We start from the raw sequence: 26147 nt of genomic DNA, 5'->3' as shown, positions 1-26147 counted from the left end.
CACAGCGGGAGGCCGGTCACGGACCGGCCTCCCCTGCGTCCGGCGGAGTGCCGAAGCGGCGGCATCCCCCTACAATGCCGGGCATGAAAATCGCCTCCTGGAACGTCAACTCGCTCAAGGTCCGCCTGCCGCAGCTCACCGAGTGGGCGGCCGAGGCCAAGGCCGACGTCATCGCGCTGCAGGAAACCAAGCTGGAGGACGCCAGGTTCCCGGTGGACGAGCTGGCCGCCGCCGGCTACCGCGCCGTGTACTCCGGGCAGAAGACCTATAACGGCGTGGCCATCCTGGCCCGCGAGGAACCCACCGACGTCGTCACCGACATCCCCGGCCTGGACGACCCGCAGCGGCGCATCCTCGCCGCCACCGTCGGCGGCGTGCGCGTGGTGGACCTGTACGTGGTCAACGGCAAGGCGGTGGGCGACGAGAAATACGCCTACAAGCTCGACTGGCTGGCCAAGGTGCGCGATTTCCTGGAAGCGGAACACCAGCGCCACCCGCACCTGGTGGTGCTGGGCGATTTCAACATCGCGCCGGACGACCGCGACGTCTACGACCCGGTGGCCTGGGGCGAGGACGTGCTGTGCTCGCCGCCGGAGCGCGCCGCGCTCAAGGCGATCACCGAACTTGGGCTGCACGACAGCTTCCGCCTGTTCGAACAGGAGGCCGGGCACTTCAGCTGGTGGGACTACCGCCAGGCAGCGTTCCGGCGCAACATGGGTTTGCGCATCGATCTGATCCTGGTCGGCGACGCACTGAAGCAAGCGGCGAAGGCGGCAGCCATCGACCGCACGCCGCGCCGCTGGGAAAGGCCTTCGGACCATACGCCGGTGACGCTGGATCTGGATATCTGATGAATACGAACAAGACCGACTGGCCCAGTTCGCTCACGGACGACGAGCTCGACGAACTGGACCGCTATCTCCGCGCCCATTCCGGCGACGGCGACCTGCTGCTCGACGGCGTGCACGGCATGCTCTCCGCGCTGGCGGTCGGCCCGCTGCAGGTACTGCCGGAAGAATGGCTGCCGGAAGTGCTGCACGAGCCCTTCGCCGACGAGGAAGAAGGCAATCGCGTGCTGGCGCTGCTGGCCAAGCTCAACGACTCCATCGCCGCCGAACTCGACGTCGACGCCTACGAGCCGATCCTGGGCGAAGTCGACACCGAAACCGGTCCCACCCTGTCCGCCGCGGGCTGGTGCGAAGGCTTCAGCCGCGCCATCGACCTGCGCGCCGGCCTGTGGGAAAAGCGCCTGGCCGACGACCCTTCGCTGATGGAACTGCTCGGGCCGGTGATGGCGCTGGCGGTCGACGAAGGCATCCTCAGCGCCGAGACCGATTTCGAAAAACTCAGCGACGACGAATACGACGAGTGCCTGGCCCAGCTGCCGGCCGTGCTGTCCGCGGTGGAGCATTACTGGCAGCAGCACCCGGTGACCGAGGCCGACATGGAAGCCATGGCCCAGGCCGCCCCCGCCAACGCCGGGGGCGGCGGCGAGGACAGCGGCCAGGCGCCGCCGCGGCACCGCAGCGGCCACTGGCTGCATTGACGCCGTAGGAAACAATCCGTTCGCGCGGCGCGGCTTGGACCGGGCCGGCCGCGCAACCATCATGTGGCGCATTCCTTACGGAGTCCCATCATGAGCGAGCGCAGCATCATCCGCCGCATCCGCGGCACCGACACTTCCGATGGCGCGGGCGTGCGCCTGAAGCGCATCATCGGCCAGCCCGGCCTGGACATGCTCGATCCGTTCCTGCTGCTGGACGAATTCCGTTCCGACAGCGCGGACGACTACCTCGCCGGCTTCCCCGAGCATCCGCACCGCGGCTTCGAAACGGTGACCTACATGCTCGCCGGCCATATGCGCCACGGCGACAACCACGGCAACCAGGGCGACCTCGGCCCCGGCAGCGTGCAGTGGATGACCGCCGGCCGCGGCATCCTGCATTCGGAAATGCCGCAGCAGGAAAACGGCCTGATGTGGGGCTTCCAGCTGTGGGTGAACCTGCCAGCGAAGGACAAGCTGACCGAGCCGCGCTACCAGGACATCGACCCGGCGCGCATTCCTACCGTGCATCCGCAGGACGGCGTGGAAGTGAAGATCATCGCCGGCGAAGTGTTCGGTGCGGCCGGCCCCGTGGCCGGCATCGCCACGCAGCCGGTGTATCTCGATATCGCCCTGCAGCCCGGCGCGCAGCTGGAAGTGCCGCTGCCGGAAGGCCATAGCGCCTTCGCCTACGTGTTCGATGGCGCGGATGCCCAGGTGGCCGGCGACGTGCTCAGCCGCAGCGAACTGGCCGTGCTTTCCAAGGGCGGCTCGGTGCGCATCGGCGGCCGCGAAGCGCCGTCGCGCGTGCTGCTGGTGGCGGGCAAGCCGCTGGGCGAAAGCGTCGCGCGCTACGGACCGTTCGTGATGAACACGCCTGCCGAGATTCATCAGGCGATCGCGGATTTCCGCGACGGCAAGTTCTAAGCCCCGGAACCCTTCGCGTAGGTTGGGGTGAGCCGAAGGCGAACCCCAACATGACCAGGCGCTAATGCTGATGCTGGGGTTCGCTGCCGCTCACCCCAGCCTACGAAGTGACGCGATTTACCGGGGCGTCGCCATCACGGCAGTGACAGGCAATGCGCGGATCACCAGCTCTCCATCCCGCCACACCGTGGACGTGCCATTGACTACGACCTTGCCGGCCGGCTTGCCCGCATAAGGCCACGGCAACACCAAGCCACCCGGCGGCACATCGAGTCCTTGCTCCACGCGCAACTCAAGCGTGCCATCGCGCTCATACAAGCGGTAACTCAGCTGCCCATACGGCGTGCGCAGACGCCGGATCCCGATGCCCTCGCCCTTCAGCCATTCGGCCGGAATCCCGGCTGCCAACACCAGCGCCTGATCGCGCGGTCGTTCGTACGCGAACAAGTCGTACGCCGAGCGCAGGTAATCCGAAGCAATCCACGCATGCGGCATATCGCCGACGAAGCGCGGCTTGCGCGCATCGCGCCCCACCACTTCGGCCCACTGGTTCCACGCGGCCGGACGCCGGTCGGCGAAGAAGAACGCCAGCAGCTCGCCGATGCGGCCGCGCCAGCCCAGCCGCACGAAGCTGGCGATGGTGCGCAGTTCGTACGGTGTGTAGTCCTCCCATTCGCGCGTGCCGTCGCGGCGTTCCACGAAGCCCTGCCAGTAGCGTTCGAAGGTGCGCTCCAGCAGCGCGGGCGGCAGCCAGGTCTGGCCGTCGCCGGGCGACAGCGCAATGGTGGTGGAGGTCGCGTCGAAGTCGCCGAGTTCCGCCGCGCCGGGCAGGTAGTCGATACGGTGCTGGCGCACAGACAGGTCGATGGAGGCTTTCAGGTCGCCGCGGAATACGTCGCGCGCCTGCGCGATCCGTGCCGCCGCCGCCTCATCGCCGCGCGCCTTGGCCAGCAGCACCGCGTCGTCGTAGCCCTGCAGCGCCCAGAAGTCGTCCCAGTAGGAATGCATCGGCTTGGCCGAATAGCCTTCGTGGCTGATCGATGCGGGCATCAAGCCATACAGCGCGCGCCGCTCTTCGGTCTGGTTGGCGGGGCTGCGTTCGCTCTCGCGCAAGCGGTCCATATAGGCGATGGCGCGCTGCACGGCCGGCCATTGCCGTTCCAGCGCGGCGCGGTCGTGCGTATAGCGCCACAGCTGCGCGATGGCGAAGATCAGTTCGCCGTGGCTGTCGTTCTCCGGCACCGGGTCGGCACCGCGCGCATCCACGCAGCACGGCACCTTGCCGCTGCTGAACTGATGCGGCGCATACCAGCGCACGAAGTCGGCGGCGGCCTCGGCATGGCCGCTGCGCACCAGGCCCTCGGTCATCATGGCGCCGTCGCGCACCCAGCTGCGCGCGTAGGAGCGCGTGCCGGGCTGCAGGGCGGGGCCGTCGCGCGACATCAGGATCTGCGCCAGGGCGCTGCGCGCCGTGTCGGCGATGGCGTGCTGCGACGACGGCAGCAGCAGCGCCACGCGGTTGAGCTTCTCCCGCCATGCCGACGCCGTGTATTGCAGCTGTTCGCGCAGCCAGGTTTCCGGCGCGCGCGGCGCCGCGAAGTCGGCGCCGCGCGGTGGCACCACCAGACCGAGCGTGCGGCTGCCGTGGGCGGGCAGGTCGATGGCATACAGCAGCGCGCCTTGCAGGAAGCCCGCGCCGTCATGCAACGAGGTGACTTCGGGGCGCTCGCCCTGCGCGAGCCGCTCCGGCAACGGTCCGGCTTCATGGCTGCTCGCCACGAAGCCATCTACGGCCTGCAGCGGCACCACGCGAGTCTCGTCGTTGACGGTGAGCGCCTTGCCGTTCCAGGCCAGGTCGTGGATGCGATGGATGCCGCCGGGCGTATTGAGGAACTGCGTCGGCGGATTCACCTGGAACGGCCGCGCCAGCAGCGCCAGGGTCACGCGCTGCGGCTGCGCGGTGCGGTTGGTGAGGGTGTAGCGCAGCACCAGTTGCGTGTGCGCGGCATCGCCGGTGGCGAAGGCGGTGGTATCGAGGGTGAGGCTGTCGGCGGTCCAGCGCACCGAGGGGATCGGCAGGTAGCCGTCAAGCAGGCTCTGCGAGCTGCGCACGGTGGCCCAGTCGATCACGTTGCGGCCGGAGAACAGCATCGGTTCCAGCGACCAGCCGCCCTTGCCCACTTCCACCGCACCATCTTCCGAGATCAGCGCGGAATCGCGCGCGCCGCCATCCGTGCCGAGCAGGGTCCAGTAGCTCTGCTCGCCGGAGAAGCCACGCGGATACATGCCGCGCGGCGCGCGCCTGGCTTCTTCCTGGAAGAACACGTTCGGCGAAGCGCCCCAGGCGCGGTCCTTCACTTCCAGCTGCGTCAGCCCATACGCCTTGCCGGGGCCTTCGAGCAGGCGCAGGCGCACATAGCGGGCCTGTGCTTGCGGCAGAAACAGCGCATCGTCGCCGCCATTGCCGCCGGTGACCTGCGTGGCCGTGCGCCAGTGCGTGTTGTCGTCCGAGAGCTCCACCTCGTAGTGCGAGGCCTGCGCGCCCGGCAGCCAGTGCAGCAGCAGGCCGCCGAATTCACGCGAAAGGCCAAGGTCCAGCGCAATGCTCTGCTCGCCCGCCGCGGACGGATCGCTGCGCCACTCGCCCTTGCCTTCCAGCATGTGCTGCACGCCGTAGCCGGCGAGCGTGGACGAAGCCTGCGCACGCGGCGCCGGCGTTTCGGCGGGTTCCACCGGCAGCGGGCGCAGGCGCAGGTTGCTGAGGCACAGCTCGCCGCGCCCGCCTTGTCCGGCGTAGATGGTGAATTCGAGCGCGGCGGTGCGATGCAGCGTGCGGTTCTTGGTCGGCCCCCAGGCGAACTCCACCTGGTTGCGGCGCACTTCCACGGTCTGCCAGTCGGCGCCGGGCTGAAAGGCTTCGCGGCGATACCACCAGACATTGTCGCCGCTGGCATCGGCCAGCTTCAGCTGCAGGTCGTTGGGCGGCATGCTGCCGCGCACGTCGAAGGAGAGCGCGAAGTTGTCCGGCCAGTCCATCGGCAGCGCGCGCTTGAGCGCGGCTCCGCCGGAGACGCCGTGAAAATCGAAGTCGAGGCAGATGGCCTTGCCGCTCTGTCCGTCGGCTACGCGCAATTGCGTGCCGATATCGTCGGTGCCTTCAGCTGTCCAGGCGGCCGGCCGGCTGAAGTCGTCGATGACGCGTGCCCGCTCGGCGGCGTGCACGACAGGCGCCAGCAAGGCCCACGACAGCAGCAAGGCGCGCCACTTCATCGCATCACCCTTTCACGCTGCCGAGCAGCAGCCCCTGCAGGTAATACCGCTGCAAGGCCAGGAACAGCACCAGCACCGGCAGCACCGTCACCACCGAGCCGGCCATCATCAGCTCCGAATCCTGCACGTGCTCGCGCGACAGCGAAGCCAGGGCGATGGGCAAGGTGTAGTGCTCCTGGCCGGTCAGTGCGATCAGCGGCCACATGAAATCGTTCCATGCGGTGAGGAAGGTGAAGATCGCCAGGGTCACCATGATGGGCTTGAGCAGCGGCAGCACGATCTGCGCGAAGATGCGCAGCTCGCCCGCGCCATCGATGCGCGCCGCTTCCAGCAGGTCATCCGGAATGCCGCGCGCATACTGCCGGACCAGGAAGATGCCGAAGATGGTCGCCATCGCCGGCATCACCACCGCGGCGTAGCTGTTCACCAGGCCCAGGTATTTCAGCAGCAGGAACAGCGGCAGCATCGCCACCTGCGCGGGAATCACCAGCCCGCCGAGCAGCATCTGGAACAAGCGCTCGCGCCCGGCGAAACGCAGCTTGGCGAAGGCGTAGCCCGCCATCAGGTTGAACGCCAGCGACAGCAGCGTGATCGCGCTGGAAATGGCCAGGCTGTTGAGCAGGTAGCGCCCCATGCCGGCGCGCTCGAACAGCTCGTGATAATTGGCCAGCGTGGCGTGGGCCGGCCACAGCGGCGGCGGCAACGCACTCGCCTCGCCGGGCCGCATGAACGACACCGACAGCATCCACAGCAGCGGGAACACCGCCACCAGGGTGCCGCCGATCAGCAGCCCGTTGATCAGCGCCTTGGCCAGCCGCGGATTCATGCCTCGCCTCCCCGGCGCGCCACGCGCAGCATCAGCGCGGTCACCGCGAACATGATCAGGAACAGCAGGAAGGCCACCGCCGACGCAGAACCGAGGTTCCACCATTTGAAGCCTTCCTCGTACATCAGGTACAGCACGCTGGTGGTGCTCTGCAGCGGGCCGCCTTCGGTCATCACGAACGGTTCGGCGAACAGCTGGAAGTAGCCGGAAACGGTCAGGATGCTCACCATCAGCAGGGTCGGCCCCAGCATCGGCAGCGTGATATGGCGGAACTGGCGCACGGGCGAGGCGCCGTCGATGCGCGCGGCTTCGTACAGGTCGGCGGGGATCGCCTGCAGCGCGGCGAGGAAGATGATCATGTTGTAGCCGAAGTTCTTCCACACCGCGAACAGGATGATGGTGGGCATCGCCCAGCGCGGATCGCCCAGCCAGTCCACCGGATGGATGCCCAGTCCGTCCAGCGCGTAGTTGGCCAGGCCATACTTGGTGTTGAACAGGTAGCGCCAGATCACCGCCACCGCCACCACCGTAGTCACCACCGGTGCGAACAGCGCGGTGCGGAAGAACGGCTTGCAGCGCGCCAGCGGCGAGTTGAGCAGCAGCGCGGCGCCGAGCGAAACCGCGATCGACAGCGGCACGCCCACCACCACGAAGTACAGCGTGTGCCCCAGCGCGGACCAGAACAGCGGCCGGTGCAGCAGCTCCCAGTAATTGCCCAGCGCGACGAAACGCAGGTTGCGGATGTCGGCCAGCGCATACAGGTCGTAGTCGGTGAGGCTGAGCACCAGCGCGGCGATCACCGGCAGCAGGAAAAACAGGCCCAGCACGAGCAGGGCGGGCGCAAGGAACAACCAGGCGGCGCGTGGTGGATTCATGCGTGGCCTCCGGCGGTCATGGCGCGGGTTTCGCGTGGTCGAGGATCCAGCGCCGCTTTTCCAGGATCAGGTCGGCGCGCCGGTCGATCTCCGCCGCGGCCTGATCGATGCTCAGGTCGCCGTGCACTGCCTGCGCGGCGACCAGCTGCATCTCGGTCACGATACGCTCCCATTCGGGAATCGGCGGCGTGGGCTTCACCCGCTCCAGCTGTTCGCGGAAGCCGCGTGCCTTGGGATCGCCGCGCAGCGCACCGCCCTCCCAGGAGGAGCGGCGCGGCGGCATGTCGCCGAGCAGGTCGTAGAAGCGCTGCTGGACGGCGGGGCGGGACAGGAATTCGATCAGCTGCCAGGCTTCTTCCTTGTGCGCGGAGCGGCGGAAGATCACCAGGCTGGAGCCGCCCGCATTGGAGGCGCCGGGGCCGTGTTCGCCGGGCAGCGGTGCCGTGTTCCAGTCGCCCTGCTGCGCGGCCGGCAGGCGCTTGCGGAACTCGCCGATATTCCACGGGCCGGACAGATAGAAGGCATAGACGCCGCGGCCGAACTCCGTCCACGGGTTGCCGGCTTCCACATTGGTGATGGCCGGCGCCTGCCGTTCGCGGAAGGTATCCACGTAGAACGCCAGCGCGCGCTTGAAGCCCGCGCTGCGGAAGTTGCCGTAGCGGTTGCCGTCGCGCAGCAGCGGCTCGTCCTGCTGCAGCGCCAGCACCAGCAATTGTTCGAACTCGTTGGTGGGCAGCAGGATGCCGTAGCTGCCGCGGTCCGGATGGCTGAGCGCGGCCAAGGCGCGGCGCCATTGCGCCCAGTCGCGCGGCGGTGCGTCGAAGCCGGCTTGCTTCAATAGATCGCTGCGGTAGAACAGCAGGCGCGTGTCCACGTACCAGGGCACGCCGTACAGCGTGTTGCCGATGCGGTTGGTGGTCCAGATATTGGCGAAGTAGTCGTCCGGGCGAACGACCTGCGAAGACGCCACGCGGGCATCGAGCGGTTCGAGCGCATCCAGCGCGGCGAGTTCGGGAATCCAGGTGTTGCCGAGCTGGGTGAGATCTGGCGTGGAGCCACCGGCGATGGCGGTAAGCAGTTTCTGGTGCGCCGCGGTGAGCGGCAGCTGCTGCACTTTCACATGCAGGCCGGGATGTTCGCGTTCGAAATCCGGCAGCAGCTTGGCCACCGCTTCGCCTTCGCGGCCGACCGTCCAGAACGTCAGCGTGCGCGCGTCATCCGCAGGTTGGCAACCGGCCGACAGCGCAGCGGCGACACCTGCGCAGGTCCACGCCAGCGCGTGCAGCAGCACGCGCCATGGCCGGCGCTGGCGCGAACGCGTGCTCATGGCTTGGGCGGGGCCTCATCCAGCCAGCCGCCGGTAAAGCCGGCGCGTTCCAGGCCCTTGCGCACGTACGGGTTCTTCTTCATCACGTTCCATACAAAACCGCTGCGCCAGTTCTCCACCATCAGCACGATCGGGCCCTGGTCGATGCCCAGGTGCACCGTGTCGACCCAGCCCAGCTCGGGTACGAGCTTGCCGGTGCGCAGGTCGGTCTTGCTGTGGAAGCTGGGATTGAAGGCATCGACGAAGCCGTATTTGGTGTAGATGTCCTTGCCGTAGCGCTGCTTCATTTCTTCCAGCGCAGGCACCACGATCTCCGGTGCGAAGGGGATCGAGCCACCCGCGGCCATGGGCACCAGGGTGCCGTCGTCGCTGATGTAGTCCAGGCCCGCGCCGCGCGCGGTGTAGCCGTGGAAGGTGCGTTCCTTGTCGCCGCTCTTCACTACCAGCCCGCCGGGGCCATTGCTTGCGCTGATGCCCCACATATTGGCGCCGTAGCCGGTCCAGCCGCCGGGGTTGGCGATGGCATAGGCGCGCTGCGAGTACGTGGCGCGGCGGCTGTTCTCGAAATAGTCCAGGCCCTTCTCGCGATTCCATGCGTCGCGGATGCCGCGGAAGTCCACCCATACGTGGCTGAACTGGTGGCCGAACAGCGGCGCGAAGTTGAGGAAGGTCTGGCCGTGGAATTCGCCCCAGGTGCGGTTGTAGGTCGATGTCCAGGCTTTCCACGCGTCATCGCCCACCGCATGCGTCGGCGAGCCCAGCGCGAGGATGTAAACCAGCATGCCTTCGTTATAGCCCTGCCAGTCGTGCGGGATGAACTTGCCGCCCGGCGTCCAGCCCATGGTGATCAGCGGCTTGCGCGCCTGCACCCAGGTCCAGTCGACGCGGCGGTAGATCTCGTCGGCGAGCTGGCGGATCTGCTTTTCCCGCGGCGTGTCGCGGTCGTAGTACGACTGCGCGAAAAGCACGCCGCCGAGCAGCAGCGAGGTATCCACCGTGGACAGCTCCACGTTGCGATCGAAGCGCTTGCCCGAGTCCATGTCGAGGAAGTGATAGAAGAAGCCGCGGTAGCCGGCGGCATCGTCTTCGCTGTCGTTCTGCGGGGCGTCGTGGAAGAAGCGCAGCGTGGCGAGCGTGCGTTCCACCGCCTGGTCGCGCGTGATGTAGCCGCGTTCGGCGCCCACGCCATAGGCGGTGAGTCCGAAGCCGACCGCGGCGATGCTGGCGAAGGACTTGGTGGGGTAGTGATCGGGGACGAGGCCGTTTTGGGGGTTGGCGCTGTCCCAGAACCAGTTGAAGGTGCGGTGTTCGAGGTCGTCGATCAGGGGCGGCACCTGCGTACTCGCAACCGCGTGCGCCGGCTTCGGCTTGGATGCTTGCGCGACTAAGGGATTGGCCACGCAAGCGAGCGATAAAGAAAGCGCGATGGCGAAGCGGGTCAGGGTATTCATGCGCATGATGTCGCCTTTGCAAACCGGTTCGGCAGGGAGCTGGTTTGCCCATGATCCCGCCGTGAAGAGAAATTTGTGAGACGTAAACGTTTACGTCTCGACTTCAAAAAAAAGCCCCAAGGCTCTCGTCCGGCCGGGCGCACAGTTACCTGCGCACCCGGCCGATATCGATCAGAACTTGATGCCGGCGGTCAGCTTCAATGTGCGTGGGACGTCGATGATGTTGCCGATCGGGTTGTATATCACTGCGTTGCGATTGAGCACGCCGTTGGAACCGAAGTCGGTGATGTAATCGTTGTAGTTCTTCCAGTTGAAGACATTGAGCACGTCCAGTCGGACATAGGCGCTCAGGTTGTCCCATACCTTGAAGTTCTTGGTGACTTGCAGATCGAGATCGCGGTAGCCGAAGACCTTGCCTCCCACCAGGAACTTGCCGGTGCCTGGCGGTACGACCGTCATCGGAACGCAGCCGTTGGGTGAATCGACTGCTCCGTAGCACGCGTTGTTCACCGAAGCGGTGGGTGTGGCGAGCGTCAGCTTGGCGGCGAGCAGCAGGCCCCACGGGCCGTCGACAGTGCCGGTGGTGACCAGTCGATGCTTTGCGGTCGGCCCTGGAATGAACGGGTAATCGTGGATCGTCGCCGCGTCAAAGGCGTACTGATCGGTCAGATCCTGCACGTCATGATTGAACCGGCTCTTGGTATAGGTGTACGCGACGGTGACGCCCCAATGCGACTCCTGTGTGTACGGTTTCTCGGCGGAAACCAGCACCTGCGTAGTCTTGGTCTTCAGACCGTTGTCCGCAATGATCAGGCTGCCATAGCCGGGAATACCGTTGCCCCAGGGCTGGCTTTTGTTCTTCCAGAACGAACCGTCCGGATAGCGATTGCCCAGCTGGAAGACCAGTCCGTCGAAACTCTTGACGCTCTGAACCGTGACGTCGGTATTCCACTCGCCGATCTTGTTGCGCATGCCGAGGCTGATCTGATCCGAGTATGGCGTCTTGAGGTTGTTGGTGATCATGTCTACCTCTTTGCCGGCATTGCTGCTGGCTATGAGGGCTTGCAAGGTATTCAGACCGGTCAGGTAAATCGGGTTCCACGGAATACAGGTGGGACCGGGAGTGCAAGGGTGGTTGGCGTTGATGAAATTGATGGTCGGCTGCGAAAGAACCGACTTCGTCTGCTCGAGCTGGAGGATCTGGTAGAGGTCGCGGTCGTACGAACGGCCGGCGCCGCCGTGGATCACGTGCTCCTCGTCGCCATTGATGTCGTAGGCGAAGCCGAAGCGCGGCTGGAAGTTGTAGCGCGGCGGATGGCGGTTATGACCATTGCTGATGTAATCGTTTACATTAACGCCACCAAGAGCGAGTGACTGGGCATACGTCTGACCCGCCGGGGCTGCCGGATCCTGTGAGTTGATGGCTGCGACGACGCCGGCTGGAGTAACGAAGTCGTGATACGACGGAGTGACTTCATAATCCCAGCGCACGCCCAGATTCAGCGTCAGGTGGTCGTCGATTTTCCAGTCGTCCTGGATGTATGCGCCGATCTGGCGATCGATCGTGCTGGCCACGGGGCTGGTGCCGGGCGCGGCCAGAGGAAACAGCACTTTGTAAGGTATTGCAGCCGTTCCATCGGGCGTGGTGTCGAAGAAGAATTGCGGATTGAATTCGCCGGCATCCTGCGCGGTCAGGCGCACCCATTTGATCTTGGCGCCCATCTTGATGACGTGGTCGCCATGCCATTCGATGTTGTTGAAGGTGAAGTCGTCCTGCAGGGACGGACCTTTCTGGCCCTTATTCTGCGAAGCGAGTGGCGACGCTGCGCCGGTTGCCAGAATCTGCTGATCGTTGTTGCCGAAGGCGGTGTAGACGTAGCCGTTGCCGAAGTTGGTTGCGGTCGGCGTATAGAACGCGTTCTCGTAAGTCGCCTGCAGTCGATTGAACCAGGCGTCGGCGCTGTGATCCCAGCGGACGACATAGCGCTTGTCTGTGTTCTTGGTGTTATAGGAGGCCGAGGCGGCGGTTCCGGTTCCGATGCCGCTGATGGCACTCTCGTCGCGATACTTGCCGGTAAGCTCGATGCGGTCCCGATCGGTGGGTTCCCAATCGATCTTGGCGAAGTAGAGATTTTCCTTGAATGGCTGGCTGGCGGCACCGAGCTGCGAGCGCGCCGAGGCAGGCAAGCCGGCTGCATAAGTCAGCGGACCGCCAGGGATCACGGTGATCGGCTGGTCGAATTCCTTGCCTTCATAGGTGGCGAAGAAGTGCGCCTTGTCCTGGATGATCGGGCCGCCTACGGCGAAGCCGTACTCCTTGTTGTGCGAAGGGATTTTCTTTCCGCTGTCTTCTTCGGCGGGAGTCCGCGCACGTACGGACTGGTTCGTATAGTTGCCAAACACTTCGCCGTGAAATTCGTTGGTGCCGGACTTGGTTTCCGCCGTCACCGCCGCGCTGGAGATCTGGTCGTACTCCGCCTTGTAGTTCGACGTGATGACCTTGTATTCGCTGATTGCTAGCTGCGGAAATGGATTGCCCTGTGTATTGAACTGGCCGGAGACGCCAGAAGAGAGAATGTAATTTTTCTGACCAACGCCATCGATATAGACGTTCATCGCGCCCGATGCCTGACCACCCGATTGCAGGTTGGTCTGGCCATTCTTCACCGTGAAGACCATGCCGGGAACGATGTCGGCGAACTCGAGGAAGTTGCGCGTAATCTGCGGCACCGTGGCGATCTGGTGCTGCGAAATCGACGTGCCGACTTCGGACGTGGTGACTTCCGCGAGCGTGGTGGCGTTGACGGTGATCGCGTTGAGGTTCGTCGCGCTGGCCTCGGCGGCGGCCGGTGCCGGCGCTGCCGGCTCGGTGAAGTTCAACGTGCCGACGGAGGCCACGGTCAACGTCACCGTTTTCTGATTGCCGCCGGCATCGACCTGGTATGTGCCGGGCTGAAGACCGACCAGCGCGTAGCTGCCGTCCTTGTCGGTGCGGGTGCGGCGTGTCGATCCCGTCGCCACGTTCTTGGCAACCACTTCGACATTGGCCGGACCGCGGCCGCGGAGAGTGGAGTCGGAGGTCTGCGACCAGGCGACGGATGGCAGGAAGGTCGCGGTGGCGGCCAGAGCGGCCAGCGCCAGCGAGATCTGCAGCGAAAGTGCGTGTTTGCGTGCCATGACTTGGACACCCTCCCTCAAGGGTTCGATACGGCTGACTTTTGGTTGTGGATACGCTACCGGTACGGTCCCGCGCCGGCGGCGGTGAACCGGCCTCCGTGGCCGGCCCCCTGGTGATCCGGCGGCGTCAGTCCGCGCGCGCCGCTTTGCTTTTCTGGTTGCGTGTCGTCGACGCCCGCACCATCAATTCCGCCGCTATGCGCATATGCACCGCGGGCGCTTCATCGCCTTCGATCTGTCCGGCCAGCTGTTCCAGCGCGGCCTTGCCCAGCTCCGCGATGCGCACGCCGGCGGTGGTCAGCGCGGGGCTTACGTAGCGCGCCATCGGCACGTCGTCGAAGCCGGCCACGGCGATGTCTTCGGGAATGCGCAGGCCCGCTTCGCGGATCGCCGCCATGCAGCCGATCGCCATCATGTCGTTGGCGGCGAACACGGCATCGGGACGCGGGCTCATCGCGATCAGGCGCTGGCCGGCGCGGTAGCCGGAGGCTTCGTCGAATTCGCCGGGCAGCACGATCGGCGGTACGCCAGGCACGCGCGCGGCGAGCGCTTCGCGGTAGGCCTGTTCGCGCTCAGCCACGTCGTGGTTGCCGACGGGGCCCTGGATGAAAGCGATGCGGCGATAGCCTTCGCCGAGCAGGTGTTCGACCACCAATCGCGCGCCGCCTGCGTTGTCCACCGACAGCGCCGCGTAGTCGTCGCGTTCCAGCACCGTGTTCATCAGCACGGTGGGCAGGCCCACCGGCAGGTTCTGGCGCAGGAAGGCGGCGTCGGCGTGGGGCGACATCACCAGTAGGCCGTCGACGCGGCCCTGCATCGCGCGCAGGGCGGAGGCTGCCTCGGCGGCGCCGTCGTGCGAGCTGGAGACCAGCAGCTGCAGGCCGTGCACGCGCGCCGCCAGGTCGATGCCGCGGATCAGCTCCGAGAAGAATTCACCATAAAGGTCCGGCAGCAGCGCGCCGATAGTGTGGGTACGGCGGGTGATCAGGCTGCGGGCGGCGCCATGGGGGATGTAGCGCAGGCGGGCCGCGACTTCGCGGATGCGCTCCAGCGTCTCGGCGGTGACTCCGCCGTGGCCGTTGAGGGCGCGGGAGACGGAAGCCACGGACACCTTGGCCTCGCGTGCCACGTCTTTGATGGTCACACCCATTGCCGCTCCCAGGAGGTCCGGATTCGCCGGGAGGGCAACGTAAACGTTTTCATCGATGCTTGTAAAGCTTTTGCAAATCAAAGACTTTGCTGCATCGCAATAATTTGATCGGCCAGAAGTTCTAGCGAAGCGCGCGGTTGCCTTAAGGAAACGCCGTAAAAAACCGTTATCCGTCAAAACGGTGTGAACTGTGGCAACGCAACAGAGGCGGGCGGAAGCACCCCGGCGGAACGAGGCTTGCTTTGCATTTCACGCACTTAGCCCCTTTGGGGGATTGTAAAAATCCATAAGGCCGCGGTTAAATCACGGTTAATCCCAGTGTCATCGTGCGGATGTACCATGTATCTGCTGCGTACTTGAGAAACAACGTGTAAATCATTGAATTAAAAAGATCATGATCGCTCTACTGACCGTCCTCGCCGCCCTCCTGGCACTTTCCGCCGCCGCCATCCGGCGCGTCCCCGCTGGCCAGGTGGTCAGCGTCTACCGCCACGGCAAGCCGCGCCGCCTGCTGCAGGAAGGCACCCACATGGTGGTGCCGGGGCTGGACCGGATGGGGCATCGGATCAGCCTGGGCGGGCAGGTGCTGGAATTCCGCGAGCCGCTGGCCAATGCGCACGACGTACGCGGCACGGTGTACTGGCAGGTGCTGGAGCCGGAGCGCGCCGACGCGGTGATCGACCAGGCCGACCAGCTGATCCGCGGCGGCGCCCTGGCCGCGCTGCGCGAGGAGCCGGCCGCGATCGAGGTCGACCGCCGCGACCTCGGCGCCCGGCTGAAGCTGGCCATGAACAAGGCGCTGCGCGAGCGCGGCGTGATGGTGACCCGGGTCGACCTGGATTTCGCTTGAAGCCATACGCGAGGCTGCCTTAGAGCGCCCGCGAAAAAAGGGGAACTTGAGAGCCTTTGAAACCCGCTTCGGCGGGTTTTTCTTTGCGCCTTCGCTGGCGCCGCGGGCCGCGCGCCCGGATACTGCCGCCCTTTTCGCCACGCAGGATCCCGTCCATGGCCGACCGCGCCGCCTTGCAGACCCAGCTGGAACGAGGCATCGCCGCGCTCGGCCTGAGCCTGCCGGAGGGCGCGGTGCAGCGCCTGCTGGATTACCAGGCCCTGCTCGAACGCTGGAACGGCACCTACAACCTCACCGCCATCCGCGATCCGGCCGAGATGGTCACCCGCCACCTGCTCGATTCGCTGGCGATCCTGCCCTACGTGCAGGGCCGGACCCTGGCGGACCTCGGCACCGGCCCCGGCCTGCCCGGCATCGTGCTGGCGATCGCCGCGCCGGGGCGGGAGATCCTGCTGGTGGATTCCAACGGCAAGAAGGTCCGCTTCCTGCGCGAGGCGATCCGCGCGCTGAAGCTGGAAGGCGTGCGCGCCGAGCAGTCGCGGGTGGAAGACGTGCAGGGCCAGTTCGACTGCGTCACCGCCCGCGCCTTCGCCACCCTGGCCGACATGCTGGGCTGGGGCGGCCACTTGCTGGGGCCGGAAGGAATCTGGCTGGCCATGAAGGGCAAGCGGCCGGACGAGGAATTCCCCGGCATTCCCGCCGGCTTCGCGCTGCGCGGCACGCATGGGCTCAACGTGCCCGGTTTGGACGCGGAGCGTCACCTCGTGGTGCTTGGCCGGACCTGAGCGTGCCGGCAGCCCCGAAGCCCTGCCGGGCCGGGGTTCCGATGGTAACCTAGCCCTCTTTTCCCACGTTCACGGCATCGACGACACCATGGCTCGCATCATCGCTGTCGCCAACCAGAAGGGCGGCGTCGGCAAGACCACCACCGCCGTCAACCTTGCCGCGGCGCTCGCCGCCGCCAAGCGCAAGGTGCTGCTGGTCGACCTCGATCCGCAGGGCAACGCCACCATGGCGTCCGGCGTGGACAAGCGCGTGGCCAAGCCCAACGGCTGCGAGGTGCTGCTGGACGAAGCGCCGATCGAGCGCGCCATCGTCACCACCGAAGCGCATTACGACCTGCTGCCCGGCAACGGCGACCTCACGGCCGCCGAATTGAAGCTGATGGACGCGATCGCCCGCGAGATGCGCCTGAAGGAGCAGCTGGCCAAGATCGGCGACAAGTACCACACCATCCTGGTCGACTGCCCGCCCACCCTGCACCTGCTCACGCTCAACGCGCTGGCCGCGGCGGACGGGCTGCTGATTCCGGTGCAGTGCGAATACTTCGCGCTGGAAGGCCTGTCCAGCCTGCTCGATACCGTGAAAGCGGTGCGCCAGCGGCTGAATCCGCAGCTGGAGATCGAAGGCCTGCTGCGCACCATGTACGACGTGCGCAACAACCTGGGCAACGAAGTCTCCGCGCAGCTCACCACGCATTTCGGCGACAAGGTGCTGCGCTCGATCATCCCGCGCAACGTGCGCCTGGCCGAGGCGCCCAGCCACGGCCAGCCGATCCATCTCTACGACCGCAGCTCGCGCGGCGCCATCGCCTATATCGGCTTGGCCGGCGAGATCATCCGGCGCGAACGCGGCCTGGCCGCCGGCGCCGCCGCCGAAGCGGCCCCCGTGCCGCACGGCGACAGCAGCGAAACGGCGTTCGACGCCGCCGCCGGCATTCACCAGGAGTAAGCATGGCCGCAGCGAAGAAACGAGGCCTCGGACGCGGGCTCGACGCCCTGCTGGGCGGCGGTGACGACACCCCTTCGGTGATCGAGCAGGAAGGCGAGCTGCGCACCCTGCCCATCCAGTACATCCAGCCCGGCAAGTACCAGCCGCGCCGGCACTGGAACGACGAGGCGCTGGACGAGCTGGCCGCCTCGATCAAGGCGCAGGGCCTGATCCAGCCGGTGGTGGTGCGCGAGATCGGCAAGAACAGCTACGAGCTGATCGCCGGCGAGCGCCGCTGGCGCGCGGCGCAGCGCGCGCAGTTGAGCGAGCTGCCCGCGCTGGTGAAGGACGTGCCCGAAGTGGCCGTGCCGGCGATGGCGCTGATCGAGAACATCCAGCGCCAGGACCTCACCCCGCTGGAAGAAGCCGACGCGCTCAAGCGCCTGATCGACGACTTCGATCTCACCCACCAGCAGGCCGCCGAAGCCGTCGGCCGCTCGCGCGCCGCGGTATCGAACCTGCTGCGCCTCACCGAGCTGCCCAACTCCATCAAGCGCCTGCTCGACGAAGGCAAGCTGGAGATGGGCCACGCCCGCTGCCTGCTCACCCTGCCCCAGCACGACGCCGAGGGCCTGGCGCTGGAAGCGGCGCGCCACGGCTGGAGCGTGCGCGAGCTGGAAGAAGCCGCGCGCCGCGCGCAGACCGCGCCCAAGGGCAAGGCCAAGAGCGCCGCCGCGCGCGACCCCAACGTCGACGCCCTGGAGCGCGAGCTGGCCGAGCGCTTCGCCACCCGCGTGGAAGTGGCCCACGGCCGCGGCGGCCGCGGCAAGCTGGTGATCCACTACCACAGCAACGACGAGCTGGAAGGGATCCTCGGCAAGATCCGCTGAAACCCGGCGGCGAGGCCCACCGTGGCCTCGCTCAGCGGCCCTGCACGTCCTTGGCGCGGCGCCTCGGCTCGCCGCCAACCCCCCTACGCACTAGAATGCGCCCCGGGCGCCGCGCGCCCTCCTTTCCGCAAGAGCTAAAGGCTGCCTCTCATGCCGCAACTGTCCGTGGTCGTGCCGGTGTTCAACGAGCGCGACAACATCCCGCCGCTGCTCGCCGAAATCGCCGCCGCCCTGCGCGGCAAGGTCGAGTTCGAAGTCGTCTACGTGGATGACGATTCCAGCGACGACAGTGTGGCGGTGCTGGCGGCGGAGAAGGCCAAGTACCCCGAGCTGCGGATCGTGCGCCACCTCACCCGCAGCGGGCAGAGCACCGCGGTGTGGAACGGCGTGCACGCAGCCCGTTCGCCGTGGATCGCCACGCTCGACGGCGACGGCCAGAACGATCCGGCCGACATCCCCAAGCTGCTCGCCGCGCGCGACCAGGCTCCGCAGGACGTGCGCCTGCTCGCCGGCTGGCGCACCACGCGCCGCGACAGCTTCAACAAGCGCATCTCCTCGAAGATCGCCAACGCGGTGCGCTCGCGCATGCTGCGCGACGCCACGCCGGACACCGGCTGCGGCCTGAAGCTGTTCGAACGCGAAGTGTTCCTGCGCCTGCCCTACTTCGACCACATGCACCGCTACCTGCCGGCCCTGGTCAAGCGTGCCGGCTTCCAGAGCCAGAGCGTGCCGGTCGGCCATCGTCCGCGCACCGCGGGCACGTCCAAGTACGGCATGCTCGACCGCCTGTGGGTGGGCATCGCGGATCTGCGCGGCGTGGCCTGGCTGATGCGCCGGGGCAAGGTCACCCGCGTCGAAGAGCTGTAAGTCTTACGTTCCTTACGTGCGCCCGGACGTGTTCCGCGCGCACGGTCGGCGTATGCTTGTGGACCGGTTCCCTCCGCCCGGGCCACTGCCATGAGCATTGCGATCAAGCGCGTCTACGAGCCCACCGCCAAGAGCGACGGCAAGCGCGTGCTGGTCGATCGCCTGTGGCCGCGCGGCCTGAACAAGGACGAGGCCGCCCTGGACATGTGGGCCAAGGAACTGGCGCCCTCGGTGTCGCTGCGCCGCTGGTTCGGCCACGACCCTTCGCGCTGGGACACCTTCCGCCACCGCTACGCCACCGAACTGGACGGCAAGACCCGCACCGAGCACTGGCGCGAACTGGTGCGCGAAGCGGCGCATCGCCGCGTCACCCTGGTCTACGGCGCCAAGGACGAGGAACACAACAATGCGGTGGCGCTGAAGGCGTATCTCGAAGCCTGGCTCAAGGGCCACGGTCCGCATTGAGGCCGGCGTCGCCGACGAAGCGGTGGTGCGGCGGCTTCCATTCGCTCAGCACGGTGTTGGCGCGCTCGCGGCCCAGCTCGATCAGTTCGCGCGCCCGGTAGAACTCGTAGGCCATGGAGATATTGCGCGGCAGCTGGATCAGCAGGTCCGGCGCATACGCCGCCAGGCGCAGCCGCGCCAGGTTGGCCTGCATCAGGTCCATCGACTGCGCCAGCAGGTCGAGCATGCCGGGATCGCGCGGACGCGCCGCCTCGGCGTCCTTCGCTTCGCCGTGCGGCATCAGCCGGCCGATGAATTCGCCGATGCGGTGGCGGTAGCCGTTCTGCGCTTCCACCGGGTGTTCGTGCGCCACTTCGGGCTTGGCCGCTTCGATCGCGCCGTCCACGCTCACCGCGAACATGTAATCGGCCGGTTCGCGGATCAGCGGCGTCACCGGCACCGGATTGAGCAGGCCGCCGTCGACCAGCCGCCGGCCGTCCAGCAGCTGCGGGCGGAAGATGGTGGGAATCGCGATGGAGGCGCGGATGGCGTCGAACAGCGAGCCGCGGGTGAGCCAGATCTCGCGCTCGCGGTCCAGGTCGGTGGCGACGGCGGTATAGGCCAGCGGCAGGTCTTCGATCCGCGCATCGCCGATCAGCTCGCGCAAGGTGCCGATGATGCGCTCGCCCTTGATCAGGCCGCCGCCGGAGAAGGTCCAGTCGACCAGCTTGAGCACGTCCATCCTGGCCAGCGCCGACACCCAGTCGCGGTAGGCCTCCAGCTTGCCCATCGCATAGATGCCGCCGATCAGCGCGCCCATCGAGGTGCCGGCGATGGCGACGATCTGGTAGCCGTGGCGCTCGATCTCCTCGATCGCGCCGATATGCGCCAGCCCTTTCGCGCCGCCCGCGCCCAGCGCCAGCGCCACGGTGGGCTTGCGCGCGGCCGCGGCGGGTGCGGCGTCGACGGGGAGCGGACTGCTCATGCGGATGCGGCGGAAGCGCCCGGCCGGACGGCGCTCAACGCGGCGCCTGCTGGTAGCCGGTCAAGGCCAGCTGCAGCTGGATCTTCAGCTCTTCGCGCAGCGACAGCGGCGCGACCACTTCGGCATCCGGGCCGTACTTGAGCACGTCCATCAGCAACTCCTTGGAGTTGGAATACGGCACCTGCAGTTCGTAGCGGCCGTCGGGCAGCCACATGCCCTTCTGCTGCGAATGCCAGTGCTCGTCCGCCACCCAGCGCGCCGCATGCTGCGAGAAGCGGATGGTGGCCCAGGCCTTGGGCTTGCCGGCGAAGATGCCGTAGCTGGAGGCGAGCATGTCGTTGAGTTCGGCCTCGGCCACGTCGCGCGCCGGCATGTCCAGCGCCAGCGGCTCGGCGATGCGGTCCACGGCGAAGCTGCGCAGCGCCTCGCGGTCGTGGTCCCACACGTCCAGGTACCAGTTGTCGCGGTAGTGGGTCAGGCGCTGCGGCGAGACGGTGCGCTTGCTGTCGGCATTGGTGGTGCGCGCGCGGTAGCGGAAGCGCAGCTGCTTCCGCTCCAGCACCGCGCCGGCCACGATGCGGAACACCTGCTGGTCGAGCTTGCGCTCGCCCCAGGCGATCACGCGGATGCGCTCGATCGGCAGCGCCTTGCCGCTGCCCTGGTCGGACAGCAGGTGTTCGATGCGTGCCTTGAACGGCGCCAGCGCGCCGGCCAGCACGCCCGGCCCGCTGCGGCCGATCAGCTCGTTCAGCGCCAGCAGCGCGGCCAGTTCGTCCGAGGTGAGCCACAGGCCCGGCAGTTCGAAGCGCTCGCCTTCGCCGGCCGCATAGCGGAACGCGGCGTGCTCGCCGCCGGCGCTTTCGATCGGGGCGCCCAGGGCGTCGCGCAGGAAGGCCACGTCGCGGTAAAGCGTCGCGCGCGAGCACTCCAGCTCGTCCATCAGGCGGGGGAGCGGTACCGGATAGTGCGCCGACTTCAGCAGCCGGTGCAGGGTGAGAATGCGCTCGTAGCGGTCCATGGCCCAGGAAGGTGACGCGTAGATTCGCCTAGCATGCGCATCGCCCATGGCGGTCGCAAGTACGCAGAGTCTGACATGCGCGGCGCCCATCGCGGCGTGAAAATCGCCTAGACTCCGGAGGCTCCCTGGCCCATCCGAGGATGCAGAGCGAGCCGAGATGCCCGGCGACCCCACGTTCCCCCACCGCACATCCGCACCCGCCACCGTTGCTGCGCCGTCCCCGAGCCTGCCGAGCAGGGCTTTGCGGGTGCTGGCGAGCAGCGGCTACGGCCTGTGGCTGTTGCTCGGCGCGGCGCTGGCGCTGGGCGTATATCCGGCCGGGCGCGGCGACGCGCTGGTACCGCTGGCCCTGGGCGGCGTCCTGGTGAGCTTCGCGCCGCTGGCCGCCTTACTGCGCCTGCCGCGGGTACCGGGCTGGCTCGGCTGGCGCTTCGGGCGCGGCAGCCGGCCCACCGCCAAGGCCATGCTGGCCCTGGCGGCCTACCTGCCGATGCTGGGCGTGGCGGGGCTGGTACGCGGGGACAACCTCTTCTGGGCCACCCGCCTGGCCGCGGCGGCGCTGGCGCTGGGCGCCCTGGCCTGCCTGATCGACGCCTTGTCCGAGGATGCGCAGGAAGGCCGCGCGCGGATCTTCGCCCGCCTGGTCTCGGCCAGCTATGCCGGCGGTTTGTGGCTGTGGCTGTGCCTGGCCGCGCAGGACGGCGACCAGCCGATCCATTCGGTGCCATGGATCTTCGCGCTGCAGCTGCTGGCGCTGCTGGTCGGCGGGATGTTCTGGTGGCGCGACGGCGCGGTGCGCTCGCGCGGCTGGCCCGGCCGGCTGCTGTTCCTGGCCCTGGTCTACCTGATTCCCTGCCTGATCGTGCTGGCCCAGCGGCCGGAGTCCAGCGGGCTGCTGCTCCTGCTGGCGGCGGTCAGCTGCCTGGTCGGCAAAAGCGTTGAACCTCGTTTATGCGGCAGGCTGTCCAGTCATGATGGTGGCGTTTTCCATTCCACATGATGGACTTTCGGCGCCATTCGCAACCAATGCCGGCGTATTCACAGCAAGTTCAAGCCTTTCCGCTAAGGTTTCACCCGATTACAATCGTTTAACAAACAAGACGGATCTCGCCCCGATGAGAAAAGCCCTAATCACCAGCGCCCTGCTGGCCAGCCTGGTCAGCCTCACCGCCCACGCCCAGGATGCGGCGCCTCCGGCCGACCCGGCCAGCAATAGCAATCCGGGCGCCAACGGCGGCTGGAGCGGTTCCGGCGAATTCGGCTTCGCTTCCGCGCACGGCAACTCGCGCACCGAAAACGTCAACGCCAAGCTCGGCCTGAACCAGGAAAACGAGCTGTGGAAGAACAACTTCTTCCTCAACGGCATGCGCTCCAAGGGCGAAGTCCAGGTGCAGGACTCGGCCGGCAACACCATCGACCGCTTCAGCACCACCGCCAACCGCTACGACACCGGCGCCTCGGTCGGCTACAAGCTGGACCCGCGCAGCTACATCGTGGGCGCGCTGCGCTACGAGCATGACGACTTCGGCGCCAACATCTGGCAGGGCATCGTGTCGATCGGCTATGGCTACATCGCGCTGAAGACCGACCGCACCGAGCTCTCCTTCGAAGCCGGCCCCGGTTACAAGCGCTACCGCCCGGCCGACCGCACCGTGCAGGTCGACGGCGTGGACGTGAAGCAGCGCCAGGACACGCAGAGCGAAGCGGTCGGCCGCGGCCTGGTCAACTACAAGTACCGCCTCACCGCCAACACCGCGGTGGAAGACACGCTGCTGCTGGAAGCGGGTTCCAAGAACCAGTACTACCAGAACGACATCGGCCTCTCGGTCAGCATGACCAAGAAGATGGCGCTGAAGGTGGGCTACCAGGTGCGCTACAACAGCGACGTGCAGCCGGGCACCAAGAACACCGACACGCTGATGACGACCAACCTGGTCTACAACTTCTAAGCCGTCACCCGCACGCGCTTTCGGCGGCCCCGCCTGGCGGGGCCGTTTTTATTTCGGGGTTCTCTCAGTGTTCGCCGAGGAAGGCCGAGGCGCCTTGCGCGAACAAGGCCCCGGCCACGCGCCGGCCCAGCGCCTGCGCTTCGTCGCTGCCGCCTTCGGCTTCCGCACGCAGCAGGCGGCCGCTGGCCACGTCGCCGACCAGGCCGCTCAGATGCAGGCCGCGCTCGGTGACCACGCACCAGGCGCCGACCGGCACTGTGCAGCTGCCGCCCAGGGCCTGGTTCATGGCCCGCTCGGCGTCCACCGCGATGCGCGTGTGCTCGTCGTCCAGCGCGGCCAGCAGGGCCAAGGTGGCGGGCTGGTCGCTGCGCGCTTCGATGGCGATGGCGGCCTGGCCCGGCGCGGGCAGCCAGTCCGGCGCGGCGAGGCGGCCGCGGATGCGCTCGGCGAGACCTAGGCGTTCCAGGCCGGCGCAGGCCAGCAGGATCGCGTCGTAATGGCCGGCATCGAGCTTGCCCAGGCGCGTGCCCACGTTGCCGCGCAGGTCCAGCAGGGTGAGGTCCGGACGCAGCGAGCGCAGCAGCGCCTGGCGCCGCAGCGAGGAGGTGCCCACGCGCGCGCCCAGCGGCAGCGCGGCGAGGTCGGCGTAGTCGTTGCTGATGAAGGCGTCGGCGGCGTCCGCGCGCGGCAGCACGGCCGGCAGGGTGAAGCCCGGTTCCAGCTCGGACGGCACATCTTTCAGCGAATGCACCGCCAGGTCCGCGCGCCCTTCCTGCATGGCCACTTCGAGTTCCTTGAGGAACAGGCCCTTGCCGCCGATGGTGGCGAGCGAGCGGTCCTGGATCTCGTCGCCGCGCGTGGTCATCGGCACCAGTTCCACCATCAGGCCCGGATGCGCGTTGCGCAGTTCCGCCGCCACATGCTCGGCCTGCCACAGCGCGAGCGCGCTCTTGCGGGTGGCGATGCGCAGGATCGATGGCGTCATGGGAGTTTCTTCATTCCGGGCGGAAGGGGCGCCATTGTCGCGTAAACCGCGCTCGTCCCGCAGTCCGCCATATGCGCCGCGCCGCCGCACCCGGCCTCAGCCCATGCGCAGCAGCTTGCGCACCGCCGGCAGATTGCGCCGGCTCACCTCGGGCGTGAGTTCGGTACCGCCCAGCCGCGCCAGCACGCGGCCGTCGGCCAGGGTCTTCAGGCCGAGCAGGCGCTGCGGCGGCACCAGGCAGTTGCGATGCAGGCGGATCAGCTGGTCCGGATAGGCCTCTTCCAGCTGGCGCAGCGACTCTTCCAGCAGCAGCTGGCCGCCGCGATGCTGCACCACCACGTATTTCTCCTCGGCCAGCAGGCACACCACTTCGTCCAGCGCGATGCGCACCTGTTCGCCGCGCAGGCGGCCGAACAGGTAGCTGGTCTCGCGCGGCAGCGCGGCCAGCCGCTGGCGCGCGCGCTGCAGCGCCTCGCGCAGGCGTTCCAGCCTGACGGGCTTGAGCAGGTAGTCCACCGCGCCCAGTTCGAAGGCCTGCAGCGCGTGGTTCTCGTACGCCGTGCAGAACACCACCTGCGGACGCTCCTTGCCGGCCAGGCGGCTGGCCAGGGTGACGCCGTCGAGGCCGGGCATGTTGATGTCCAGCAGCAGCAGGTCCGGCTGGGTCTCGGCGATGGCGGCCAGCGCGGCGTCGCCGTCGCCGACGCTGCCGGCGATTTCCACCGCCTCGCCGCATTCGTCCAGCAGCGCGGCGAGGCGGGCCCGCGCCAGCGGTTCGTCATCGGCGATCAGTACGCGCATCGTTGTCTTCCGGTAGCAGCAGGCGCACCACGAAGCGCCCGCCCAGCGGGCCGGCGCTCACTTCCGCGCGCGGGCCGTAGCGGTAAGCCACGCGCTGGCGCACATTCGCCAGGCCGTGGCCGTTGCCGCCGCGGGCGGGCGTGTCGGGCAAGGGGTTGTCGATTTCGATCTCGATCGCGCGCTGCAGCCGCCGCCCACGCAGGATCACCTCGCCGCCTTCGCGCAGCGGCTGGATGCCGTGGCGCACGGCGTTCTCCACCAGCGGCTGCAGCAGCAGATGCGGCAGCGGAAACGCGCCGGGCAGGCCGTCCAGTTCGCGCCGGATGCGCAGGCGCGGCCCCAGGCGCAGCTGCTCGATGGCGAGGTAGCGTTCGATCAGGGCCAGTTCCTCGTCCAGCGTGCCGTCGCGCGTGTCGTGGCGGCCCAGCGCGGCGCGGAACAGTTCGGAGAGATCTTCCACCGTGCGTTCGGCCGCGCGCGGATCGACGCGGATCAGCGCGGCCACCGTATTCATGCTGTTGAAAAGAAAGTGCGGCCGGATGCGCGCCTGCAGCGCTTCCACCTGGGCCCGCGCCACCGCGGCCAGGCGCGCCTGCCACTGCGCCAGCACGTAGAAGTAGCGCAGCATCGCGGCGCCGAGCAGGGCGGCGATGGTGCTGTTGTCGCGCACGAATTCGAACGCGTCGTCGCCGCGGATCAGGCCCATGTGCAGCGCGCCGTCCATCCATGCGGCCAGCACGCTGGTCAGCGCCACGATCAGCAGCATGATCAGCCACACCGCCGCATACGGCAGCAGGCCGTGCAGTTTTTCCAGCGCGGGGCGCAGCTTGCACAGCGCCACGCCGGTGAGCATGGCGATCCACTCGGCGAACAGCATGCCTACGCTGTAGCCGCGCCAGCCGCGGCTGCTTTCCGGCGCCAGCAGCATCACGGTGACGGTGAGCGCGGCCACCACCAGCAGTGCGAACAGCGCCGGCGCGCTGCAGAAATCCGGCAGCGGCCTCGGTTCGAGACCGGCCTGGGCGAGGCGTTTGGCGGCGGGTTGGCGCATGGACGCACAGTATGCCCAAGCGCATCGGCCGCAGCCGTGTCCTGGCGCGCG

At 67.5% G+C, this 26147-nt stretch carries 23 protein-coding genes; 11 read left to right on the top strand and 12 right to left on the bottom strand.

What is annotated here, in order from left to right; all coding sequences use genetic code 11:
* The first annotated feature begins 83 nt into the window (after positions 1-83).
* The 3 genes from xth to FHW85_RS15030 all read left to right on the top strand — a co-directional run bounded on the left by xth (position 84) and on the right by FHW85_RS15030 (position 2470).
* Positions 84-851: an exodeoxyribonuclease III gene (xth, locus tag FHW85_RS15040; RefSeq protein WP_168648801.1), complete on the top strand. Its 768-nt coding sequence runs from the start codon at positions 84-86 to the stop codon at positions 849-851.
* Positions 851-1546: a YecA family protein gene (locus FHW85_RS15035; RefSeq protein ID WP_167252908.1), complete on the top strand. Its 696-nt coding sequence runs from the start codon at positions 851-853 to the stop codon at positions 1544-1546. The genes xth and FHW85_RS15035 overlap by 1 nt, the downstream gene beginning before the upstream one ends.
* Positions 1547-1636: 90 nt before the next feature.
* A complete protein-coding gene (locus tag FHW85_RS15030; RefSeq protein ID WP_168648800.1) occupies positions 1637-2470 on the top strand; it encodes a pirin family protein in 834 nt (277 codons plus the stop codon).
* Positions 2471-2587: 117 nt separating this feature from the next.
* On the opposite strand, the gene FHW85_RS15025 is transcribed toward FHW85_RS15030, so the two are convergent.
* The 7 genes from FHW85_RS15025 to FHW85_RS14995 form a co-directional block, all read right to left on the bottom strand.
* A complete protein-coding gene (locus tag FHW85_RS15025; protein WP_168648799.1) occupies positions 2588-5740 on the bottom strand; it encodes a discoidin domain-containing protein in 3153 nt (1050 codons plus the stop codon).
* Positions 5741-5744: 4 nt separating this feature from the next.
* Positions 5745-6566, bottom strand: a complete 822-nt coding sequence (locus FHW85_RS15020; protein WP_167252911.1) for a carbohydrate ABC transporter permease — start codon at positions 6564-6566, stop codon at positions 5745-5747.
* Entirely contained in the window at positions 6563-7441 is an 879-nt protein-coding gene (locus FHW85_RS15015) for a sugar ABC transporter permease (protein ID WP_167252912.1), read from the bottom strand. The genes FHW85_RS15020 and FHW85_RS15015 overlap by 4 nt, the downstream gene beginning before the upstream one ends.
* Positions 7442-7457: 16 nt before the next feature.
* On the bottom strand, positions 7458-8768 hold the full coding sequence (locus FHW85_RS15010; protein WP_168648798.1) for a sugar ABC transporter substrate-binding protein: 1311 nt from the start codon (positions 8766-8768) through the stop codon (positions 7458-7460).
* Positions 8765-10225: a glucoamylase family protein gene (locus tag FHW85_RS15005; protein WP_168648797.1), complete on the bottom strand. Its 1461-nt coding sequence runs from the start codon at positions 10223-10225 to the stop codon at positions 8765-8767. Before FHW85_RS15005 ends, FHW85_RS15010 begins: the two co-directional genes overlap by 4 nt.
* Positions 10226-10390: 165 nt before the next feature.
* Positions 10391-13396, bottom strand: coding sequence for a TonB-dependent receptor (locus tag FHW85_RS15000; RefSeq protein WP_168648796.1), 3006 nt, complete (start codon positions 13394-13396; stop codon positions 10391-10393).
* Positions 13397-13523: 127 nt separating this feature from the next.
* Positions 13524-14546, bottom strand: coding sequence for a LacI family DNA-binding transcriptional regulator (locus tag FHW85_RS14995; protein WP_168648795.1), 1023 nt, complete (start codon positions 14544-14546; stop codon positions 13524-13526).
* 394 nt (positions 14547-14940) lie between these two features.
* On the opposite strand from FHW85_RS14995, the gene FHW85_RS14990 reads away from it, so the two are divergent.
* From FHW85_RS14990 to FHW85_RS14965, 6 genes are all read left to right on the top strand, one after another.
* Entirely contained in the window at positions 14941-15396 is a 456-nt protein-coding gene (locus tag FHW85_RS14990; RefSeq protein ID WP_168648794.1) for an SPFH domain-containing protein, read from the top strand.
* A 155-nt stretch (positions 15397-15551) separates the two neighbouring features.
* Entirely contained in the window at positions 15552-16181 is a 630-nt protein-coding gene (gene rsmG, locus FHW85_RS14985) for a 16S rRNA (guanine(527)-N(7))-methyltransferase RsmG (RefSeq protein ID WP_167252918.1), read from the top strand.
* An 88-nt stretch (positions 16182-16269) separates the two neighbouring features.
* Complete coding sequence (locus tag FHW85_RS14980) at positions 16270-17127, top strand: ParA family protein (RefSeq protein WP_168648793.1); 858 nt, start codon at positions 16270-16272, stop codon at positions 17125-17127.
* A gap of 2 nt (positions 17128-17129) precedes the next feature.
* Positions 17130-17996: a ParB/RepB/Spo0J family partition protein gene (locus FHW85_RS14975; RefSeq protein ID WP_167252920.1), complete on the top strand. Its 867-nt coding sequence runs from the start codon at positions 17130-17132 to the stop codon at positions 17994-17996.
* Between the two features lie 150 nt (positions 17997-18146).
* Positions 18147-18863: a glycosyltransferase gene (locus FHW85_RS14970; protein WP_168648792.1), complete on the top strand. Its 717-nt coding sequence runs from the start codon at positions 18147-18149 to the stop codon at positions 18861-18863.
* Positions 18864-18953: 90 nt separating this feature from the next.
* Positions 18954-19328 carry a DUF488 family protein gene (locus FHW85_RS14965; RefSeq protein ID WP_167252922.1) on the top strand — a complete coding sequence of 125 codons (375 nt, stop codon included), beginning with the start codon at positions 18954-18956 and terminating at the stop codon, positions 19326-19328.
* On the opposite strand, the gene FHW85_RS14960 is transcribed toward FHW85_RS14965, so the two are convergent.
* Together FHW85_RS14960 and FHW85_RS14955 are read right to left on the bottom strand one after the other, a co-directional pair.
* A complete protein-coding gene (locus tag FHW85_RS14960) occupies positions 19306-20292 on the bottom strand; it encodes a patatin-like phospholipase family protein (RefSeq protein WP_168648791.1) in 987 nt (328 codons plus the stop codon). The two genes, FHW85_RS14965 and FHW85_RS14960, sit on opposite strands and share 23 nt — an antisense overlap.
* Before the next feature lie 34 nt (positions 20293-20326).
* Positions 20327-21310, bottom strand: coding sequence for a YafY family protein (locus tag FHW85_RS14955; protein ID WP_168648790.1), 984 nt, complete (start codon positions 21308-21310; stop codon positions 20327-20329).
* Positions 21311-21557: 247 nt separating this feature from the next.
* On the opposite strand from FHW85_RS14955, the gene FHW85_RS14950 reads away from it, so the two are divergent.
* Together FHW85_RS14950 and FHW85_RS14945 are read left to right on the top strand one after the other, a co-directional pair.
* Positions 21558-22310, top strand: a complete 753-nt coding sequence (locus FHW85_RS14950; protein WP_168648789.1) for a hypothetical protein — start codon at positions 21558-21560, stop codon at positions 22308-22310.
* A 115-nt stretch (positions 22311-22425) separates the two neighbouring features.
* On the top strand, positions 22426-23259 hold the full coding sequence (locus FHW85_RS14945; RefSeq protein ID WP_167252926.1) for a DUF481 domain-containing protein: 834 nt from the start codon (positions 22426-22428) through the stop codon (positions 23257-23259).
* A gap of 64 nt (positions 23260-23323) precedes the next feature.
* Here the strand turns inward: FHW85_RS14945 and hemC are convergent, their stop codons facing one another.
* From hemC to FHW85_RS14930, 3 genes are all read right to left on the bottom strand, one after another.
* Positions 23324-24244: a hydroxymethylbilane synthase gene (gene hemC, locus FHW85_RS14940; protein WP_167252927.1), complete on the bottom strand. Its 921-nt coding sequence runs from the start codon at positions 24242-24244 to the stop codon at positions 23324-23326.
* A gap of 96 nt (positions 24245-24340) precedes the next feature.
* Entirely contained in the window at positions 24341-25045 is a 705-nt protein-coding gene (locus FHW85_RS14935) for a LytTR family DNA-binding domain-containing protein (RefSeq protein WP_167252928.1), read from the bottom strand.
* Positions 25023-26096: a histidine kinase gene (locus tag FHW85_RS14930; protein WP_168648788.1), complete on the bottom strand. Its 1074-nt coding sequence runs from the start codon at positions 26094-26096 to the stop codon at positions 25023-25025. Before FHW85_RS14930 ends, FHW85_RS14935 begins: the two co-directional genes overlap by 23 nt.
* Positions 26097-26147 lie beyond the last annotated feature (51 nt).

Origin of the sequence: Dyella sp. SG609, from assembly GCF_012275375.1 — a bacterium.
Lineage (GTDB): Bacteria > Pseudomonadota > Gammaproteobacteria > Xanthomonadales > Rhodanobacteraceae > Dyella_D > Dyella_D marensis.
The sequence above is the reverse complement of the archived record's forward strand: the minus strand, read 5'-3'. Positions and strand labels throughout refer to the sequence as shown.

What these genes read in the sequence shown, in the direction of transcription:
- FHW85_RS14945 (WP_167252926.1), top strand. Translation starts at nt 22,426, where the DNA reads ATGAGAAAAGCCCTAATCACCAGCGCCCTGCTGGCCAGCCTGGTCAGC.
- FHW85_RS14980 (WP_168648793.1), top strand. Translation starts at nt 16,270, where the DNA reads ATGGCTCGCATCATCGCTGTCGCCAACCAGAAGGGCGGCGTCGGCAAG.
- FHW85_RS14965 (WP_167252922.1), top strand. Translation starts at nt 18,954, where the DNA reads ATGAGCATTGCGATCAAGCGCGTCTACGAGCCCACCGCCAAGAGCGAC.
- FHW85_RS14970 (WP_168648792.1), top strand. Translation starts at nt 18,147, where the DNA reads ATGCCGCAACTGTCCGTGGTCGTGCCGGTGTTCAACGAGCGCGACAAC.
- FHW85_RS15005 (WP_168648797.1), bottom strand. Translation starts at nt 10,225, where the DNA reads ATGCGCATGAATACCCTGACCCGCTTCGCCATCGCGCTTTCTTTATCG.
- FHW85_RS15020 (WP_167252911.1), bottom strand. Translation starts at nt 6,566, where the DNA reads ATGAATCCGCGGCTGGCCAAGGCGCTGATCAACGGGCTGCTGATCGGC.
- FHW85_RS15030 (WP_168648800.1), top strand. Translation starts at nt 1,637, where the DNA reads ATGAGCGAGCGCAGCATCATCCGCCGCATCCGCGGCACCGACACTTCC.
- FHW85_RS15010 (WP_168648798.1), bottom strand. Translation starts at nt 8,768, where the DNA reads ATGAGCACGCGTTCGCGCCAGCGCCGGCCATGGCGCGTGCTGCTGCAC.
- FHW85_RS14990 (WP_168648794.1), top strand. Translation starts at nt 14,941, where the DNA reads ATGATCGCTCTACTGACCGTCCTCGCCGCCCTCCTGGCACTTTCCGCC.
- hemC (WP_167252927.1), bottom strand. Translation starts at nt 24,244, where the DNA reads ATGACGCCATCGATCCTGCGCATCGCCACCCGCAAGAGCGCGCTCGCG.
- FHW85_RS14935 (WP_167252928.1), bottom strand. Translation starts at nt 25,045, where the DNA reads ATGCGCGTACTGATCGCCGATGACGAACCGCTGGCGCGGGCCCGCCTC.
- rsmG (WP_167252918.1), top strand. Translation starts at nt 15,552, where the DNA reads ATGGCCGACCGCGCCGCCTTGCAGACCCAGCTGGAACGAGGCATCGCC.
- FHW85_RS15035 (WP_167252908.1), top strand. Translation starts at nt 851, where the DNA reads ATGAATACGAACAAGACCGACTGGCCCAGTTCGCTCACGGACGACGAG.
- FHW85_RS15025 (WP_168648799.1), bottom strand. Translation starts at nt 5,740, where the DNA reads ATGAAGTGGCGCGCCTTGCTGCTGTCGTGGGCCTTGCTGGCGCCTGTC.
- FHW85_RS15000 (WP_168648796.1), bottom strand. Translation starts at nt 13,396, where the DNA reads ATGGCACGCAAACACGCACTTTCGCTGCAGATCTCGCTGGCGCTGGCC.
- FHW85_RS14995 (WP_168648795.1), bottom strand. Translation starts at nt 14,546, where the DNA reads ATGGGTGTGACCATCAAAGACGTGGCACGCGAGGCCAAGGTGTCCGTG.
- FHW85_RS14930 (WP_168648788.1), bottom strand. Translation starts at nt 26,096, where the DNA reads ATGCGCCAACCCGCCGCCAAACGCCTCGCCCAGGCCGGTCTCGAACCG.
- FHW85_RS14955 (WP_168648790.1), bottom strand. Translation starts at nt 21,310, where the DNA reads ATGGACCGCTACGAGCGCATTCTCACCCTGCACCGGCTGCTGAAGTCG.
- FHW85_RS14960 (WP_168648791.1), bottom strand. Translation starts at nt 20,292, where the DNA reads ATGAGCAGTCCGCTCCCCGTCGACGCCGCACCCGCCGCGGCCGCGCGC.
- xth (WP_168648801.1), top strand. Translation starts at nt 84, where the DNA reads ATGAAAATCGCCTCCTGGAACGTCAACTCGCTCAAGGTCCGCCTGCCG.
- FHW85_RS15015 (WP_167252912.1), bottom strand. Translation starts at nt 7,441, where the DNA reads ATGAATCCACCACGCGCCGCCTGGTTGTTCCTTGCGCCCGCCCTGCTC.
- FHW85_RS14975 (WP_167252920.1), top strand. Translation starts at nt 17,130, where the DNA reads ATGGCCGCAGCGAAGAAACGAGGCCTCGGACGCGGGCTCGACGCCCTG.